At 59.8% G+C, this 17,372-nt stretch carries 15 protein-coding genes; 9 read left to right on the forward strand and 6 right to left on the reverse strand.

Annotated features, from left to right (window positions below; translation table 11 throughout):
* Positions 1 to 1,725, reverse strand: a complete 1,725-nt coding sequence (locus tag KBY02_RS07480; RefSeq protein ID WP_003402770.1) for an autotransporter assembly complex protein TamA — start codon at positions 1,723 to 1,725, stop codon at positions 1 to 3.
* A gap of 59 nt (positions 1,726 to 1,784) precedes the next feature.
* Positions 1,785 to 2,456: a GNAT family N-acetyltransferase gene (locus KBY02_RS07485; RefSeq protein WP_003345438.1), complete on the reverse strand. Its 672-nt coding sequence runs from the start codon at positions 2,454 to 2,456 to the stop codon at positions 1,785 to 1,787.
* A 192-nt stretch (positions 2,457 to 2,648) separates the two neighbouring features.
* Between KBY02_RS07485 and xthA the strand changes: the two genes are divergently transcribed.
* Entirely contained in the window at positions 2,649 to 3,461 is an 813-nt protein-coding gene (xthA, locus tag KBY02_RS07490; RefSeq protein WP_024641291.1) for an exodeoxyribonuclease III, read from the forward strand.
* A 148-nt stretch (positions 3,462 to 3,609) separates the two neighbouring features.
* Positions 3,610 to 4,953: a substrate-binding domain-containing protein gene (locus KBY02_RS07495; protein WP_003402773.1), complete on the forward strand. Its 1,344-nt coding sequence runs from the start codon at positions 3,610 to 3,612 to the stop codon at positions 4,951 to 4,953.
* A gap of 11 nt (positions 4,954 to 4,964) precedes the next feature.
* On the opposite strand, the gene KBY02_RS07500 is transcribed toward KBY02_RS07495, so the two are convergent.
* Positions 4,965 to 6,194 carry an acyl-CoA dehydrogenase gene (locus KBY02_RS07500; RefSeq protein WP_057458135.1) on the reverse strand — a complete coding sequence of 410 codons (1,230 nt, stop codon included), beginning with the start codon at positions 6,192 to 6,194 and terminating at the stop codon, positions 4,965 to 4,967.
* A 185-nt stretch (positions 6,195 to 6,379) separates the two neighbouring features.
* On the opposite strand from KBY02_RS07500, the gene KBY02_RS07505 reads away from it, so the two are divergent.
* The 3 genes from KBY02_RS07505 (at position 6,380) to KBY02_RS07515 (ending at position 8,797) form a co-directional block, all read left to right on the forward strand.
* Complete coding sequence (locus tag KBY02_RS07505) at positions 6,380 to 7,309, forward strand: LysR family transcriptional regulator (protein ID WP_058822166.1); 930 nt, start codon at positions 6,380 to 6,382, stop codon at positions 7,307 to 7,309.
* Positions 7,310 to 7,474: 165 nt separating this feature from the next.
* Positions 7,475 to 7,867 (forward strand): MerR family transcriptional regulator, encoded by a 393-nt coding sequence (locus KBY02_RS07510; RefSeq protein ID WP_003318521.1) that lies wholly within the window; start codon positions 7,475 to 7,477, stop codon positions 7,865 to 7,867.
* Positions 7,868 to 7,897: 30 nt separating this feature from the next.
* On the forward strand, positions 7,898 to 8,797 hold the full coding sequence (locus KBY02_RS07515; RefSeq protein WP_103753775.1) for a hydroxymethylglutaryl-CoA lyase: 900 nt from the start codon (positions 7,898 to 7,900) through the stop codon (positions 8,795 to 8,797).
* Positions 8,798 to 9,078: 281 nt separating this feature from the next.
* Here the strand turns inward: KBY02_RS07515 and KBY02_RS07520 are convergent, their stop codons facing one another.
* A complete protein-coding gene (locus tag KBY02_RS07520; RefSeq protein WP_225650104.1) occupies positions 9,079 to 9,336 on the reverse strand; it encodes a hypothetical protein in 258 nt (85 codons plus the stop codon).
* A 236-nt stretch (positions 9,337 to 9,572) separates the two neighbouring features.
* On the opposite strand from KBY02_RS07520, the gene KBY02_RS07525 reads away from it, so the two are divergent.
* Genes KBY02_RS07525 through KBY02_RS07540 form a run of 4 tightly spaced genes read left to right on the forward strand, consistent with a single transcriptional unit; the run spans position 9,573 to position 15,193 of the window.
* Entirely contained in the window at positions 9,573 to 10,736 is a 1,164-nt protein-coding gene (locus KBY02_RS07525) for an isovaleryl-CoA dehydrogenase (protein WP_011267707.1), read from the forward strand.
* Positions 10,737 to 10,749: 13 nt separating this feature from the next.
* On the forward strand, positions 10,750 to 12,357 hold the full coding sequence (locus KBY02_RS07530) for a carboxyl transferase domain-containing protein (RefSeq protein ID WP_225650106.1): 1,608 nt from the start codon (positions 10,750 to 10,752) through the stop codon (positions 12,355 to 12,357).
* Between the two features lie 14 nt (positions 12,358 to 12,371).
* The gene (locus KBY02_RS07535; RefSeq protein WP_096127265.1) at positions 12,372 to 13,247 is read left to right on the forward strand and encodes a gamma-carboxygeranoyl-CoA hydratase; all 876 of its coding nucleotides are present in this window, start codon (positions 12,372 to 12,374) and stop codon (positions 13,245 to 13,247) included.
* Positions 13,244 to 15,193, forward strand: coding sequence for an acetyl/propionyl/methylcrotonyl-CoA carboxylase subunit alpha (locus KBY02_RS07540; protein ID WP_225650108.1), 1,950 nt, complete (start codon positions 13,244 to 13,246; stop codon positions 15,191 to 15,193). Before KBY02_RS07535 ends, KBY02_RS07540 begins: the two co-directional genes overlap by 4 nt.
* Positions 15,194 to 15,289: 96 nt before the next feature.
* Here the strand turns inward: KBY02_RS07540 and nfuA are convergent, their stop codons facing one another.
* Both nfuA and KBY02_RS07550 read right to left on the reverse strand, forming a co-directional pair.
* Positions 15,290 to 15,883 carry a Fe-S biogenesis protein NfuA gene (nfuA, locus tag KBY02_RS07545; protein WP_011267703.1) on the reverse strand — a complete coding sequence of 198 codons (594 nt, stop codon included), beginning with the start codon at positions 15,881 to 15,883 and terminating at the stop codon, positions 15,290 to 15,292.
* 70 nt (positions 15,884 to 15,953) lie between these two features.
* Positions 15,954 to 16,976 (reverse strand): acyltransferase family protein, encoded by a 1,023-nt coding sequence (locus tag KBY02_RS07550; RefSeq protein WP_024651450.1) that lies wholly within the window; start codon positions 16,974 to 16,976, stop codon positions 15,954 to 15,956.
* Between the last annotated feature and the right edge of the window lie 396 nt (positions 16,977 to 17,372).

Genomic DNA, 17,372 nt, shown 5'->3' on the forward strand with positions numbered 1-17,372 from the left:
TCAAAGCTCCGGCCCCATCGAAAAGTGCAGACGGATTCCGCCGTCATCGTCCAGCGCGTGGGCCAGATCGAGACGCAGCGGGCCTACTGGGGATACCCAGCGCACGCCGAAACCGACTCCGGTTTTCAGGTCTGGCTTGTCCAGGCTGTTGAACGAGTTGCCCTGATCGATGAAGGTCGCCAGGCGCCATTTGTCAGCGATGGAATATTGGTATTCGACGCTACCGGCAAACATGTATCGCCCACCGATGCGGTCGCCGTCGGAATTGGTCGGTGACAACTTCTGATAGTCATAGCCGCGCACGCTCTGATCGCCACCGGCAAAAAAGCGCAGCGAGGGCGGTATCGAGGTGTAACCGTCGGTGAGGTTGCCGCCAAACTGCACGCGACCGAGAAAGCGGTGATTTTGCGCGACGGTCGTCAGCCCTTTGAGCAGCACGTTGGCATGCACCAGATTGGCGTCAGACAACATGCCCTCCTTGGCCACCTGCGTGTCGAACTGCAGTCTGTAACCCTGGTGCGGGTCGATACGGTTGTCACTGCGCAGGTACGAGTAACTGATACCGGGCATCAGCAGCGTGCTGAGGCCGGCGTCATCGCCCAGGCGGTATTCTTCACGCTGCCATTTCAGGGATATGACCCGCTCCCAGCCGCTGGGCAGCTTGCTGTGCCATTCAGGCCCGGCAGTCAGCAATTTGCTGAGGCTGTCGGTTCCGGCGATCTCTTCATACTGATACCCACCGGCGTAGCGCAATTTGTCGGTCAGCGGCGGGTCGAGCGGTACGTCGTACCACAGGCCGATATTCTGCCGTGGCGCGGAAATCTCGGATTCGAAACCATAACTGTGGCCCTGCGGATTGGCCCAATGCCGGGTCCAGTTGGCTTTGCCACGCGGGCCAACGTCAGTCGAATAGCCCAGCCCCAACCCCATGGTGCGAGGCTTGCGGGTTTCGAGCTGAACGGTCACCGGAATAACCTGATTTTCCGCTGCGGTGGGCGCCGCATCGACCCGTACGCCCTCGAAGTAACCGCTGCCCTGCATGGCCTGGGTCAGTTCGGCGATCAGTTGGGAGTCGTAAGGCGTGTTTTCCTTGAACGGCACCATGCGCTTGAGCAGATCGTCATCAAATGGCGCGTCGCCACTGAACATGACCTTGCCGAGCGTGTAGCGCGGCCCGCTTTCATAGACCAGCTCGATATCCGCCACACCGGCCCGCGGGTCGATGGCCAGGCGCTGACGGGTGAAGTGACCGCTGAAAAATCCGTAACGCGAAGCCTGATTCTGGATCAGACGCTTGGCGTCTTCATAATTGCCGTGATTCAACACCGCGCCGGTTTTCAGCGCGTCGCTGCTCGGCACACGAAAGGCCTTCATTGCTGCCGCCGGGCCTTCGACCCGGATCACCACGTTACGCAGGTGAATGGGTTCGCCCGGCTGGATGTTGATCACCAGGCTCGGTTGATCTCCGTCCTTGATCTCACTATCAATCTGCGCCTGGTAATAACCCAGCGCCTGCGCGGCTTTTTCCGCCTGCTGCTCGGCACCGAGGCTGAAGTTGCGCAATGCCTGGGCATCACGCTCGCCCAGATCACCGACATACCCTTCGACGTTGGCCTTGAGTTGCGGATTGGCAGGCTTGATCCTGACGTCGAGGCGGGCCTGGGCAAGCGCGGCCGCACTCATGGTCATCAGGAAAACGCTGCTGAATAGTCTGAAAAGCTTCATGGGCGTAGATGCTACCACGATCGACAGGCTGCACTGGAAGCCCACGAATTGCAGGATATTCAGGCCATTACGTCAGGGACCGGCAGTGACACCTGAGGGTTCGGATGAAAAAACACATGCTCGCGGACGGGGCCTACAGCAATTTCACCGATTTCTTCATAGCCCTGCCGCTTATAGAACTCCAGATAACGCGGATTGCCCGTATCTACCACGATGCCCTGGGAGTGTTCATCCACTGCGCACCAGTCGTGCAGCGCCGCCAGCAGTTGCTCGCTCAGGTCCTGACCGAGCTTCTGCCCCTGGAACTCCGGATCAAGGCCGATCAACGGCAGCACATGCACGGTTTCCGACGGCACGCAGGCAAGTACTGCGTTGTAATACGCCAGATAGCGCTGGGTGCAACCCAGGCCGGTGTCCATCACCATGCGCAGACGCCAGGCCCAGCTTTCGGTGACACCCAGACGGCGCTGCGGCGGAGCGATCAGCGCTACGCCGACCAGGCGGTCCTGGAGAAACAGGCCCAGCGCAGGCTGGTTTTGCAAAAAGTGTTGTTTGACCAGTTGGCGGATGGTCGCCAACACGCGTTGCTCATATCCCTCGCGCTCGGCGTTGAACAGATAGGCAAATGTCGGATCGTGCCGGTAGGCCCTGAACAGCAAGGAGCGGGTTTCACGGGAATAACCACTGTCGAGTTGGCGAATTTCACCCGTGATGGCAGCAGGTAGGGACATAAAGGGCCTCGTGTTAACGGAACTGCGTCTGGCGCAGCGGTTTTGGCAAGCAGGCTTTCGAGTGATGGCCATTGATAACAGTTCCAACGAATTATCCAGACACGCCTCGGCCTGCGCTTGCGACGCGGCACTGGTCCTGAAACCACAGGTCGGCTAGCATCGTTGTTTGTTTTTGCTCAGGACCGCTGTTTTATGAAAATCATCTCGTTCAACATCAATGGTCTGCGCGCTCGACCGCATCAGTTGGCGGCGCTGATCGACAAACATCAGCCTGACGTGATCGGTCTTCAGGAAACCAAGGTTTCGGACGAGCAATTTCCCCAGGCGGAAGTCGAAGCGCTGGGCTATCACGTGCACTTCCACGGCCAGAAAGGCCATTACGGTGTCGCTTTGCTGTCTCGTAATGCGCCGCTGGCCCTGCACAAGGGTTTCGAGGGGGACGACGAGGAATCCCAGAAGCGTTTCATCTGGGGTACTTACGCCGACCGCAACGGCCAGCCGGTAACCATCATGAATGGCTACTTTCCACAGGGCGAAAGCCGTGATCACCCAACCAAATTCCCCGCCAAACAGCGCTTTTACGAGAACCTGCAAACGCTGCTCGAGGGCCACTTTCGCAACGATCAGCCGCTGATCGTCATGGGCGATGTGAATATTTCTCCGCAGGACTGCGATATCGGCATCGGCGCCGACAACGCCAAACGCTGGCTGAAAACCGGCAAGTGCAGCTTTCTGCCTGAAGAGCGGGAGTGGATGGAGCGCCTGAAGAACTGGGGCCTGGTGGACAGCTTTCGTCACCTGTACCCGGAGGTCGTCGACCGCTTCAGCTGGTTCGACTATCGTAGCCGTGGCTTTGAAGACGAGCCCAAGCGCGGCCTGCGCATCGATCTGATCATGACCTCTACCGGCTTGCAGCCACGCATCAAGGAAGCCGGTGTGGATTACGACTTGCGCGCCATGGAAAAACCGTCCGACCACGCACCGATCTGGCTTGAACTCAGCTGACTTATCCCCTCCTGTGCCCCTCCCGCGCGATCCCTCCTTAATAAGGCTCGGGTCGCGCTGAAACACGTACAGCCCCTGAAATTGTCATATTCCGGCAATCTCTCTGACTTATTCTCCCGGCACCCTCCCGTGATTCATGGTGACGCCGATGCTGCGCGCTTTGCTTACGGCGCTCATCCTGTCGAGCGCTACCCTGCCCGCTTTCGCGCAAGCCGCACTGCCGTTGCCTGCTGGCGATATACCGGCGTTGCGCATTCAAGGCTCCAACACCATCAACGCCCAACTGGGACCCGCGCTGGTCGAAGGATTGATGCGCCAGCAAGGTCTGCAATCGGTACAGACCCTCCCCGGCAACACCCTCAATGAACAGCGTGTGGTCGGAACCACAGCCGCCGGACAATCGGTCAGTGTCGAAATCGCCGCGCATGGCTCAGGCACCGGTTTTACCGCACTGAAAGCAGGTAACACAGATATCGCAGCCTCTTCTCGACCGATCAAGGATCAGGAGGCCAAAGATCTGGCGAGTCTGGGGGATCTGAAAAGTGCAGCCAGCGAGCAGACCATTGCCATCGACGGCGTTGCAGTGATTCTGCATCCCGGCAATCCGCTGAGACAACTGGATACCCTTCAACTGGCGCGCATTTTCAGTGGCGAAGTCAGAAACTGGAGTGAGGTCGGTGGCAATCCAGGCGCCATCCATCTTTATGTTCGCGATGAAAAGTCCGGCACCTACGAGACGTTCAAGGACCTGGTACTGACCAAATACGGCAAGAGCCTGCTGGGCAGCGCGGCGCGCTTCGAGTCCAGCGAGCAGCTCTCCGACGAAGTCAGCAAGGACATCAATGGTATCGGCTTCATCGGCCTGCCTTCCGTACGCCGCGCCAAGGCGGTGGCCATAGCCGATGGCGATTCCAGGCCCATGCTGCCGACGATCAGCCTGATTGCCACCGAGGACTACCCGTTGTCGCGACGACTGTACTTTTATGTACCCACGTCAACGCCTCAGCGCTGGGCGCAGGCGCTGGTTCGTTTCGCGCAAAGTGCCGAGGGCCAGGCCATCGTCGCGCAAAGCGGTTTTGTCGCGCAGACCGTACAGGTCCTCAAGGTGCAGCCTACCGCGCAGATGCCCGCCGATTACCAGGCGCTGGCACGCAAGGCCGAACGCCTGTCAGTCAATTTCCGCTTTGCTCAGGGCAGCGCGCGCCTGGACAACAAGGCGCAGCAGGACCTCAAGCGGGTTGCGGATTACCTGAAATCCAGCGACAAACTGGACCGGCATGTGACGCTGGTAGGCTTCGGCGACGCCAAGAGCGACCCGGAGCGGGCCGCCCTGCTCTCCAGGCTGCGTGCCATGGCCGTGCGCCGGGAACTGCTGAAAAGAGGCGTAACGTTCCGCGATATCGTTGGTCTGGGTGACGAAATGCCGGTGGCTACCAATGAAATCGACGACGGCCGGATCAAGAACCGTCGAGTTGAAGTCTGGGTGCAGTGATCGACCGGCAGCTAGGACCTGCTGCGCATTGAGTCTGCCGGCATATATTTGCCCAGTTCATACTTGCCGACGGCAGCGCGATGCACTTCATCCGGGCCGTCAGCCAGACGCAACGTACGCTGCATCGCGTACATGTAGGCCAGCGGGAAATCACTGGAAATCCCGGCGGCGCCGTGCATCTGGATCGCCCGATCAATGACCTTCAGCGCCACGTTGGGCGCGACCACCTTGATCTGTGCGATTTCGCTTCTGGCGACCTTGTTGCCGACGGTATCCATCATGTAGGCCGCTTTCAGGGTCAGCAGGCGTGCCATGTCGATTTCCATGCGCGAGTCGGCGATCAGGTCGATGTTGCCGCCCAGCCTGGCCAACGGCTTGCCGAATGCTACGCGGTCAATGGAACGCCTGCACATCAGCTCCAGCGCCCGCTCCGCCATGCCGATCGAGCGCATGCAGTGGTGAATCCGCCCTGGTCCGAGCCGCCCCTGAGCGATTTCAAACCCACGCCCCTCGCCGAGCAGGACGTTCTCGAACGGAACCCTGACGTTTTCGAACAACACTTCGGCATGGCCATGGGGCGCATCGTCATAACCAAACACCGGCAGTGGCCGCACGATCTTCACGCCGGGCGTATCGACCGGCACCAGAATCATCGAATGCTGCTGATGGCGCGGCCCTTCAGGATTGCTCAGGCCCATGAATATCAGGATTTTGCAGCGCGGGTCGCAGGCACCAGAGGTCCACCACTTGCGACCGTTGATGACCCACTGGTCACCGTCACGCTCAGCGCGCGCGGCCATATTGGTGGCGTCCGATGAGGCCACGTCGGGCTCGGTCATGGCAAAGGCAGAGCGAATCTCACCGCGCAGCAGCGGCTCGAGCCAGCGGGCTTTCTGTTCCTCGCTGGCATAGCGGACCAGTACCTCCATGTTGCCGGTGTCGGGTGCCGAGCAGTTGAAGGGCTCGGGACCGAGCATTGAGCGGCCCATGATTTCCGCCAGCGGCGCATATTCCAGATTGCTCAGGCCGGCGCCCAGTCCGGAGTCGGGCAGGAACAGATTCCACAATCCTTCCGATCTGGCCCGGGCCTTGAGCTCTTCCATGATTGCCGTGGGCTGCCAGCGACCCCCTTCGGCCACTTGCCGCTCGAAAACCGGCTCGGCCGGATAGACGTAGGCATCCATGAACGCCGTGACGCGTTCACGCAGGGCCTGCACCTTCGGGGAATACGCAAAATCCATGGGGTCGCCACCGTGTCGATCAGGTTGTCGAAGTCATGAACACGATGCTAGAGAAACGCTGCACATTTATCTAATCTATTCCCAGCGTGTATAAACATTCATAACCGATATATGATCCGTCACCATCGCGGCATTACCACCCCTCTAAACAATCAATCACAATAACGGCACGAGGCGCCCCATCAATGAACCTGAACAAGGTCGATCTCAACCTTTTCATTGTCTTCGACGCCATCTACACCGAAGCCAACCTGACCCGCGCCGGACAGATTGTCGGCATTACCCAGCCTGCGGTCTCCAACGCACTGGCACGGCTGCGTGAGACCTTCAACGACCCGCTGTTCGTGCGCACGGCACAAGGCATGGTGCCGACACCGATGGCGCAGAACATCATCGGCCCGGTGCGCAACGCCCTTTCGTTGCTCAGGGTATCGGTGCAGGAAAGTCGCATCTTCAACCCGTTGCAGGCCAACAAGAATTACCGCATCAGCATGACCGACCTGACCGAGGCAGTGATCCTGCCAGCGCTGTTCCAGCGACTGCGACGCCTGGCGCCTGCGGTGACCATCGAAAGCTTTCTTTCCAAGCGCAGGGAAACCACCAAGGAACTGGCCGCCGGACGCCTCGACTTCGCTGTGGACGCGCCGCTCAACACTGACCCGCAGGTGCGCCATGTGAAGCTGATGGAGGACCGCTATGTGTGTGGCATGCGCAAGGGGCATCCATTGGCAAACAAGGCCACGCTGACCCTCGACGATTACCTGAGCCAGTCTCATATCCATATCTCCAGCCGCCGCAGCGGGTTGGGCCATGTGGATCTGGCGCTCGGCAAGATGGGCATCCAGCGCAGGATAGCGTTGCGCTCGCAGCACTACATGATGGCAACTCAGGTGCTGCAGCAGACCGACATGGTCATGACCGTGCCCGAGCGCTTCGCGCGACGTAACGACTTGCACTATGTCTACCTGCCAGTCAGCGACGTTCCCTCGGTCGAGACCCACCTGTACTGGCATGAAAGCACCGACCAGGATCCGGCCAATCGCTGGATGCGTGAACAGATCATCGAACTTTCACAGCGGGTTGTGGCGCAGGAACAAAACCTCGAAAAAGCATGACATATTTAGCTTAACTAATTGATTATAAATAATTTAAATTATTAACTTAATGTTGTTTCGAGGTGAAGGTTCGCGACCGCTCAAGCTCTGGCATTGCCACTGCTGCTTGACGTATACGTAAAGCAGCCCTTAGCTTTGCGGCTGTAACCCTCGCCGAGCCAACCCATGAGCAGTCACACCTACAGCATTTCCGAGCTCGCCCGCGAGCTGGACATCACCACCCGCGCCATACGCTTTTACGAAGAGCAAGGCATGCTCAGCCCTGAACGCAAGGGCCTGGAACGTATCTATACGGCCCGTGACAAAGTCACTCTGAAACTGATCCTGCGAGGCAAGCGCATCGGTTTTTCCCTGGCCGAGTGCAAGGAACTGATCTCGTTGTACGACCCTGCCGGTGGCAATCAGAAGCAGTTGCAGACCATGCTGGGCAAGATCGCCGAACGCCGTGATCAGCTGGAGCAGCAGTTGCTGGACATCCAGCAGATGCAACTGGAACTGGACACCGCCGAAGAGCGCTGCCGAGCCGCACTCGATAAAACCGCTGCCGCCCCACTCTGACCCCTTCGCACTGACTACAAAGGCGCCGCCATGTCCCTCCCGCAAAAGGTGAATCTCGTTGAAGTCGGCCCGCGTGACGGTCTGCAGAATGAATCGCAACCCATCAGTGTCGACGACAAGGTGCGCCTGGTGGATGACCTGACGGCAGCCGGGCTGGGCCATATCGAGGTCGGCAGCTTTGTCTCGGCCAAATGGGTCCCGCAGATGGCGGGCTCGGCTCAGGTGTTCGAGCGGATCCAGCGCCGTGAAGGCGTTATCTATTCGGCTCTGGCGCCGAATCTGCGCGGCTTCGAAGACGCATTGGCTGCCGGGGTCAGAGAAGTCGCGGTGTTCGCGGCGGCGACCGAAGGGTTCTCGCAGCGCAACCTCAACTGCTCGATCAGCGAAAGCCTGGAGCGCTTCGCGCCGGTCATGGAAGCGGCACGAATGCATGGCGTGCGGGTTCGAGGGTATGTGTCGTGCGTATTGGGCTGCCCTTATGAAGGCAGTGTTTCGCCCGAACAGGTCGCGACGGTCGCCAACCAACTGCACGCGATGGGCTGCTATGAAATTTCCCTGGGCGACACCATCGGAACCGGCACGCCGGGCGCCACACGGGCCTTGTTCAACGCCGTGGCTGCGCAGATACCGCGCGGCAAGCTGGCCGGCCACTTCCACGACACCTATGGCCAGGCGCTGGTAAACATCTACGCAAGCCTGGAGGAAGGCATCCAGGTCTTCGACAGCTCCGTGGCCGGCCTCGGCGGCTGCCCCTACGCCAAGGGTGCCAGCGGCAATGTTGCCTCCGAGGACGTGCTGTACATGTTGCAGGGGCTGGGTATCGAAACAGGCGTCGATCTGGACCAGGTCATTGCGGCGGGCCAGCGCATCTGCGACGTACTGCAACGTAGCAATGGCTCCCGCGTGGCCAAAGCCAGACTGTCTGAGTAGCACTGTCACCTGTCGGTAACAGGGTGCGACAACTTGCCACAGAGTGTTACTGTGCCCCGCGTCGAGCAGAAACAAACGGGTAACACGGAAACACTCGGCCGCAGAATCAAACGGTCCGATGCCGGAAAAACAAGCTGATCCCCCGGTATTACAGGGTTTTGAAAACCTGGCACGGGTCCTGCTATATCCTTTGTACAACAAAAATAAAAACACGCAGCACCCCAATAAAAACAACACGTACCGGCTCTGACATAACAAGAACAACACGGACAGAGACGTAGCTAACAGATTTTTTTGGAGTGGATAGCTTTTCTGAACCACTTGCCTCGCAAGTCGTTCGCAGCCAGACAGAGAACAACAAAACTGCCCCGAGGCAGTTGCCGAACTGGTTGGATCACTACGATGAAAGTGTCATCAGCGCTCAAAAAAATACGTTTGCTCTTGATCCCGTCTGCGGATCGCTCAAAAAAGATGTGAAGGGTCAGGTCGCCAAAAACAACAACAGGCCTCCCGGACAACAAAAAAGAGCATAGCAACACACCTTGAAGGGGAGCCCAGGCTCCCCTTCGTGCTTTCCGGCGTTCCGCCCTCTTCTCTCGTGACTGAAAAATACAGCCTGATCACTCCCGGTCCGCTTCGGCATGGGCGTTGACAGCACAATCCTACAGGTTTACGTTAACGTAAAGGTCATAGCTGATAGACGGCTATAACCGCTTCCAGAAAGACGCGCCGTCCAAGAACAAAGCGCCACTCAAGAACAAAAAAGGAAAGCCTCATGAGTTACCCCAGCCTGAACTTCGCCCTGGGCGAAACCATCGACATGCTGCGCGACCAGCTGCAATCCTTTGTCGCCGCAGAGCTTGCCCCGCGCGCCGCGCAGATCGACAAGGACAACCTGTTCCCCGCCGACATGTGGCGCAAGTTCGGTGAAATGGGCGTACTGGGGATCACTGTCAGCGAAGAGTACGGCGGCGCGGGCCTGGGTTATCTGGCGCACGTCGTGGCGATGGAAGAAATCAGCCGTGGCTCGGCATCCGTGGCGCTTTCCTATGGCGCCCATTCCAATCTGTGCGTGAACCAGATAAACCGCAATGGCAGCCCGGCGCAAAAGGCCCGTTACCTGCCCAAGCTGATCAGCGGCGAACACGTTGGCGCGCTGGCCATGAGCGAACCCAATGCAGGCTCGGACGTGGTATCAATGAAACTGCGCGCCGACAAGCGCGGTGATCGCTACGTGCTCAACGGCAGCAAGACCTGGATCACCAACGGGCCGGATGCCGACACCTATGTGATCTACGCCAAGACCGACCTGGAAAAGGCAGCCCACGGTATCAGTGCGTTTATCGTCGAACGCGACTGGAAAGGCTTCTCGCGGGGCAGCAAGTTCGACAAGCTGGGCATGCGCGGCTCCAACACCTGCGAACTGTTTTTCGATGATGTCGAGGTGCCCGAGGAGAACCTGCTGGGCATGCTGGATGGCGGAGTCAGAGTGCTGATGAGCGGCCTTGATTACGAACGCGTCGTGCTCTCCGGCGGACCGACCGGGATCATGCAGGCGTGCATGGACGTGGTGGTGCCCTACATTCACGACCGCAAACAGTTCGGCCAGAGCATCGGCGAGTTTCAGCTGATACAGGGCAAGGTCGCAGACATGTACACCCAGCTCAATGCCAGCCGGGCCTACCTGTATGCGGTCGCCCAGGCTTGTGACCGCGGCGAGACCACTCGCAAGGACGCTGCGGGGGTAATCCTGTACAGCGCCGAGCGCGCCACGCAGATGGCGCTGGAGGCCATCCAGATTCTCGGCGGCAATGGCTACATCAACGAGTTCCCGGCGGGCCGACTGTTGCGCGACGCCAAGCTCTACGAGATCGGCGCAGGCACCAGTGAAATCCGGCGCATGCTCATCGGTCGCGAACTGTTCAACGAAACCCGTTGATTGCGGAGCCACCATGACCATCCTGCAAACCCGAATCAACACCCGCTCGCCTGAATTCACCCTCAATCGCGACGCCCTGCTCAAGCAGGTCGAAGCGCTGCGCTCGCTGTTGAGCAATGTCCAGCAAGGGGGCGGCCGCAAAGCCCAGGAGCGCCACACTTCACGCGGTAAATTGCTGCCGCGCGAGCGTATCAAACGTTTGCTGGACACCGGCTCACCGTTTCTGGAAATCGGCCAACTGGCTGCGCATGAGGTATACGGCGAAGAGGTCCCGGCCGCTGGTGTGATCGCAGGAATCGGCCGGGTCGAGGGCGTCGAATGCATGATCATCGCCAACGACGCCACGGTCAAAGGTGGTTCCTATTACCCGCTGACCGTAAAGAAGCATTTGCGCGCCCAGACAATCGCCCAGCAGAACCGCCTGCCGTGCATTTATCTGGTGGATTCCGGCGGCGCCAACCTGCCGCGTCAGGATGAAGTGTTTCCCGACCGCGAACATTTCGGGAGGATCTTCTTCAACCAGGCCAACATGAGCGCACAAGGAATCGCCCAGATCGCGGTGGTCATGGGCTCCTGTACCGCAGGTGGCGCGTACGTACCCGCCATGGCCGACGAGGCGATCATGGTCCGCCAGCAGGCCACGATCTTTCTGGCCGGCCCGCCGCTGGTCAAAGCGGCAACCGGCGAAGTGGTCAGCGCCGAAGAACTGGGCGGTGCCGATGTGCACTGCCGCACGTCCGGTGTCGCCGACCACTATGCCGACAACGACGATCACGCGCTCGCACTGGCGCGCCGCAGCATCGCCAATCTGAACTGGCGCAAGCAGGGCCAACTGAACACCGTCGCGCCCATTGCACCGCTGTACCCCGGCGATGACCTGTACGGCATCATCCCCACCGACACGAAACAGCCATTCGATGTAAGGGAAATCATCGCGCGACTGGTGGATGGCTCGGTGCTCGACGAATTCAAGGCTCTGTTCGGCACCACGCTGGTCTGTGGCTTCGCGCGTCTGCATGGCTACCCGATCGCGATCCTCGCCAACAACGGCATCCTGTTCGCCGAAGCGGCGCAGAAAGGTGCGCATTTCATCGAACTGGCCTGCCAAAGGGGCATCCCCCTGCTGTTCCTGCAGAACATCACCGGCTTCATGGTCGGCCAGAAGTATGAAGCGGGCGGCATCGCCAAGCATGGTGCCAAGCTGGTGACCGCCGTGGCCTGCGCCAGGGTGCCGAAATTCACGGTGATCATCGGCGGCAGTTTTGGCGCGGGGAATTACGGCATGTGTGGCCGCGCTTACGATCCGCGCTTTCTATGGATGTGGCCCAACGCGCGGATCGGCGTGATGGGCGGCGAGCAGGCGGCCGGCGTGCTGGTGCAGGTCAAATGCGAGCAGGCCGAACGGGCTGGCCAGGCGTTCAGCGCCGAACAGCAGGCCGAGCTGAAACAGCCGATTCTCGATCAGTACGAGCATCAGGGCCATCCTTACTATTCCAGCGCCCGCCTGTGGGACGACGGAGTCATCGACCCGGCACAAACCCGCGACATTCTCGCGCTTGCCCTCTCCGCCTCGCTCAACGCGCCCATCGAACCTACCACCTTCGGCCTGTTCCGAATGTGAGCCGGGAAATGACCATGACTTCGACCTCATTCGCAACCATAGAGCTGATCAACGACCCACGTGGCTTTGCCACGCTGTGGCTGAATCGACCGGACAAGAACAACGCCTTCAACGCGCAGATGATCCGCGAGCTGATTATCGCCCTGGACCAGGTACAAGGCGATACCAGCCTGCGCTTTCTGCTGTTGCGTGGCCGTGGCCGGCATTTCAGTGCCGGTGCCGACCTGGCGTGGATGCAGCAGGCAGCAGACCTGGATTACAACACCAATCTGGACGACGCCCGCGAACTGGCGGAGCTGATGTACAGCCTCGCCAGGCTGAAAATACCGACGCTCGCCGTCGTCCAGGGCGCAGCTTTCGGCGGTGCGCTGGGCCTGATCAGTTGCTGTGACATGGCCATTGCAGCGGTGGATGCGCAGTTCTGCCTGTCCGAAGTGCGCATCGGCCTGGCGCCGGCCGTTATCAGTCCATTCGTGGTACAGGCCATCGGCGAACGCGCTGCGCGACGTTACACCCTGACGGCCGAGCGCTTCGATGGCCAGCGGGCGCAGCAGATCGGTCTGGTCGCCGAGTGCTACCCGGCTGCAGAACTGCAAGATCGAACGCTGCAATGGGTCGACAACCTGTTGCTCAACAGCCCGCAGGCCATGCGTGTCAGCAAGGAGCTGCTGCGCGAAGTCGGCAGCGGTGTGCTGACCCCCGCGCTGCGTCGCTACTGCGAAAGCGCAATCGCGCGTATCCGCACCAGTGCCGAAGGCCAGGAAGGCCTGCGCGCGTTTTTGCAGAAACGCACACCTGGCTGGCAGCCCGTCAAGGATCAGCCGCCTGGCAATCCCGTTCCAGCAGCCTCGACAGCCCGGCACGAACCTCAGAAGGACTCGCAATCATGAGCATGCCCGAGCTGACCACGCTGTTGATTGCCAACCGCGGCGAGATCGCCTGCCGCATCATGCGCACGGCGAAAAACATGGGCCTTACCACGGTCGCCGTGCACAGCGCCATTGACCGTGACGCACGGCATAGCCGCGAGGCCGATCTCTGCGTGGACCTTGGCGGCAGCAAAGCCGCAGACAGTTATCTGGCGATCGACAGGCTTATCGAAGCCGCCCGGGCGAGTGGCGCGCACGCGATCCATCCCGGCTACGGTTTTCTGTCTGAAAACGCCGATTTTGCGCGTGCCGTCGAAGACGCCGGGCTGATTTTCCTCGGCCCACCCGCCTCGGCCATCGATGCCATGGGCAGCAAATCCGCTGCCAAGGCCTTGATGGAGCAGGCAGGCGTGCCGTTGGTGCCGGGCTATCACGGTGAAGCACAGGACGTCGAGACGTTCCGCGCCGCTGCCGAGCGTATCGGCTACCCGGTGCTGTTGAAAGCCACCGCTGGCGGCGGCGGCAAAGGCATGAAAGTGGTCGAGCATACGGGCGAACTGGCCGAAGCGCTGGCTTCGGCGCAACGCGAGGCGCTGTCCTCGTTCGGTGACGCGAGGATGCTGGTGGAGAAGTACGTGCTCACCCCGCGCCATGTCGAAATCCAGGTGTTTGCCGACCGGCATGGCCACTGCCTGTACCTCAATGAGCGCGATTGCTCCATTCAGCGCCGACACCAGAAGGTCGTCGAGGAAGCACCGGCGCCCGGCCTGACGGCCTCATTGCGCAAGGCCATGGGCGAAGCCGCGGTGAAAGCCGCACAAGCCATCGGCTACGTCGGTGCGGGTACGGTGGAGTTCCTGCTGGACGCACGCGGCGAGTTTTTCTTCATGGAAATGAATACCCGCCTGCAGGTGGAGCATCCGGTCACCGAGTACATCACGGGTCTGGACCTGGTGGAATGGCAGATCCGTGTCGCCAGAGGCGAATCGCTGCCCATCACCCAGGAGCAGGTGCCCCTGACCGGCCACGCCATCGAGGTCCGTCTGTACGCCGAAGACCCGGTCAACGACTTTCTTCCGGCCACCGGCACGCTGGAGCTCTACAGAGAGCCTGCGCCCGGCCCCGGCAGGCGGGTGGACAGCGGCGTTGCCGAGGGCGACAGCATTTCGCCCTTCTACGACCCGATGCTCGGCAAGCTGATTGCCTGGGGCGAAGACCGCGAGCAAGCCCGCCTGCGCCTGCTGGCCATGCTCGATGAATTTGCAGTGGGCGGAGTCAGGACCAACCTGGCGTTTCTGCGCAGAATCATCGCGCATCCAGCGTTCGCCGCCGCGCAGCTTGATACCGGCTTCATTCCCCGCCATCAGGCGCAACTGCTGCCGCACACCGATGAGCCGGACGAGACATTCTGGCAGGCCGCTGCCGAGGCCTTCAGCCAGAGCGAACCGGCACGCATCGATCAAGCCGATCCGTATTCGCCCTGGGCAGTCAGCAGCGGCTTTCGCGCCGGCCTGCCTGCGCAGACGGATCTGCGACTGAGCTGCAACGGTCAAACCCGCAACACCTGCCTGCGCAACAGCAGCCCCTCGCTATTCAATCTGAGTGGCGAGCATTTGCAGGTCGAGCACAACGGTGTGCGCCAACGACACCTGGCGATACGACGCGGCAATACGCTGTATCTCGAATGGCAAGGCGAGGTGCAAACCGTCACCCGCCTGGACGCAATCGCCCAGGCAGACGTCGGTGAGGGTCAGCATGCAGGCCTGACAGCACCGATGAATGGCAGCATTGTACGGGTATTGGTTGAAGTGGGTCAGGCTGTCGAGCCTGGCGCGCAACTGGTGGTGCTGGAAGCCATGAAGATGGAACACAGCATCCGCGCCGCCAGCGCCGGAGTGATTACCGCGCTCTACTGCCACGAGGGAGAGATGGTCAACGAAGGCGCGGTGCTGGTGGAGCTGGACTGACGCACGTCAACCGCCACACATGAAAACGCCCTGAACAGTCAGGGCGTTTTCGTGCAGCAACTTTCGTGCAGCAAATTCCTTGCAAAAAAGAGACGCTTAGTAGTAGGCGTTTTCTTTCTGCGTATGGTCGGTAACATCGCGAACGCCCGACAACTCGGGAATACGCTCGAGCAGAGTGCGCTCGATACCTTCCTTCAGCGTGACATCGGCCTGGCCACAGCCCTGGCAACCACCGCCGAACTGCAGCACGGCGATGTTCTTCGTCTCTTCCTCGACCACATCGATCAGCGTGACCTGACCGCCATGGCTGGCGAGGCCCGGATTGATCTCGGTTTGCAGGTAGTAATTGATGCGCTCGTTGATCGGGCTGTCGGCATTGACCATTGGCACTTTGGCGTTCGGCGCCTTGATAGTCAGCTGGCCGCCCATCCGGTCGGTGGCGTAGTCGACCACTGCATCATCGAGAAAAGCCTCGCTGAAGCCGTCGATCCAGGCCGTGAAGCTCTTCAGGCCGATGGCCTTGTCTTCCGGTTTTTCTTCACCCGGCTTGCAGTAGGCAATGCAGGTTTCGGCGTACTGAGTGCCGGGCTGGGTGATAAATACGCGGATGCCAATGCCCGGGGTATTCTGCTTTTCCAGCAGATCGGCCAGATAATCGTGGGCGGCATCGGTAATAGTGATAGCGGTCATGAAAATTCCTCGCAGACGTGCGTGCAGTTTACGCCAATCGGCCGCTTCACACAAAGTCCCAGTATTTTTGTCAGGTTAATGCCTGCGCCTGACTGACCGCCCGGCGCGCATCCAGCCAGGCTTTCATCCGGCGGTAGAGGCCTTTCTCGATCCACTCATAACTGACCCACGCACCGATGGCGATGATCGGCACGCAGAAGGCGAAGACCACATAGGGATTGAGGCCAAAGCGCTGCGCCATCAGCAAGCCGCCGTACAGCACCAGAACGTGCAGCAGGTACACCGAATACGAGCAGTCACCCAGCACCTTTAGCAAGCGATTGCCTTGAAAATAAGGCTCCAGCGAAATGCACGACAGCACGATCAAGGCACTCGGCAGGCCCCAGTTGAGCAGGCGCTGTTCGTTGCTCAGGTTATTGATCGCATACAGCCCGACCGCTATGCCTGCCAGCGGCAGCCATAGCGCCTGTTTGATCCAGCCCCGGCGATAGAGAATGCCGATACCGATACCCAACAGGAATTCGTAAATGATGTCGTTGCCATAGAAGCGGCTGATCAGCCCGGCGCGGGCCAGAACCTCACTGACCGCAAACAGCGCTGCGGCAATGATCAACGGCCGGTGGCGCTGTTGAAAGAGGAATACCATCGAAAACAGCAGGTAGAAGAACATCTCGTAGTTCAGCGTCCAGCCAACGTTGAGTGTCGGGTAGAGACCATAGCCCCCGGGATTCTCGGAAGGAATGAACACCAGTGACAAGAGGAAATTCTGCCAGCCGATCACCTGGTGCGGGAGCATCGGTGCTGCAATCAGCAGCAGCAACCCCATGGCGGCGGTGTATAGCCAATAGGCCGGAACGATGCGAATCAGGCGATGCAGAATGAAACGCCGTGCTGGCATGTCACTGTTCTGCGTGGATAAAAAGATAACCAGGCCGCTGATGACGAAGAAGATATCCACACCGACCGCGCCCTTTGACCCAAAGAACTGCCCCACCGGACCGCTGGCCTTGAAATCGAAAAAAATCTGCATGAAGTGATGACACACCACGACCCACGCTGCGAACGCCCGTAGGGCCTGAACTGAAATCAACATCACAAAAAACCTCAACTACCTGACTTTCAATCATGGACCGTTGGATAGACCGGTCTATGACGCGCACCATTTCGGACCACCTTTTTGAAAAAAAGATCGCGCGAGATACATTTCGTTCAGGAAGCAAAGATGGCCGCAGGCCATGTTGCACAAGGGCCTGCGACGTGAAGCCCCCGTTTTTCAGAGGTTTTCGTAGCGATTCATGTCCAGCACACCCGCTTCGCGTGGTTCAGTTTCCTGAACGTAGCGACTCCCAATGTGCCGAAGGCTAGGTAGTACAACGCTACAAAGGCACCCTCGCCTCCAACATGAATGATTTTCATGCAAAAGGCGCAACAACACTAAAACCGTTCCGGTTTGCTATCATCCCGTTCTTTAAAGAATCGACCTTTTCAA

The organism is Pseudomonas sp. P129 (assembly GCF_020312195.1).
GTDB lineage: Bacteria > Pseudomonadota > Gammaproteobacteria > Pseudomonadales > Pseudomonadaceae > Aquipseudomonas > Aquipseudomonas fragariae.

What these genes read in the sequence shown, in the direction of transcription:
- KBY02_RS07525 (WP_011267707.1), top strand. Translation starts at nt 9,573, where the DNA reads ATGAGTTACCCCAGCCTGAACTTCGCCCTGGGCGAAACCATCGACATG.
- KBY02_RS07535 (WP_096127265.1), top strand. Translation starts at nt 12,372, where the DNA reads ATGACTTCGACCTCATTCGCAACCATAGAGCTGATCAACGACCCACGT.
- xthA (WP_024641291.1), top strand. Translation starts at nt 2,649, where the DNA reads ATGAAAATCATCTCGTTCAACATCAATGGTCTGCGCGCTCGACCGCAT.
- KBY02_RS07540 (WP_225650108.1), top strand. Translation starts at nt 13,244, where the DNA reads ATGAGCATGCCCGAGCTGACCACGCTGTTGATTGCCAACCGCGGCGAG.
- KBY02_RS07500 (WP_057458135.1), bottom strand. Translation starts at nt 6,194, where the DNA reads ATGGATTTTGCGTATTCCCCGAAGGTGCAGGCCCTGCGTGAACGCGTC.
- KBY02_RS07550 (WP_024651450.1), bottom strand. Translation starts at nt 16,976, where the DNA reads ATGTTGATTTCAGTTCAGGCCCTACGGGCGTTCGCAGCGTGGGTCGTG.
- KBY02_RS07495 (WP_003402773.1), top strand. Translation starts at nt 3,610, where the DNA reads ATGCTGCGCGCTTTGCTTACGGCGCTCATCCTGTCGAGCGCTACCCTG.
- KBY02_RS07485 (WP_003345438.1), bottom strand. Translation starts at nt 2,456, where the DNA reads ATGTCCCTACCTGCTGCCATCACGGGTGAAATTCGCCAACTCGACAGT.
- nfuA (WP_011267703.1), bottom strand. Translation starts at nt 15,883, where the DNA reads ATGACCGCTATCACTATTACCGATGCCGCCCACGATTATCTGGCCGAT.
- KBY02_RS07510 (WP_003318521.1), top strand. Translation starts at nt 7,475, where the DNA reads ATGAGCAGTCACACCTACAGCATTTCCGAGCTCGCCCGCGAGCTGGAC.
- KBY02_RS07530 (WP_225650106.1), top strand. Translation starts at nt 10,750, where the DNA reads ATGACCATCCTGCAAACCCGAATCAACACCCGCTCGCCTGAATTCACC.
- KBY02_RS07480 (WP_003402770.1), bottom strand. Translation starts at nt 1,725, where the DNA reads ATGAAGCTTTTCAGACTATTCAGCAGCGTTTTCCTGATGACCATGAGT.
- KBY02_RS07505 (WP_058822166.1), top strand. Translation starts at nt 6,380, where the DNA reads ATGAACCTGAACAAGGTCGATCTCAACCTTTTCATTGTCTTCGACGCC.
- KBY02_RS07515 (WP_103753775.1), top strand. Translation starts at nt 7,898, where the DNA reads ATGTCCCTCCCGCAAAAGGTGAATCTCGTTGAAGTCGGCCCGCGTGAC.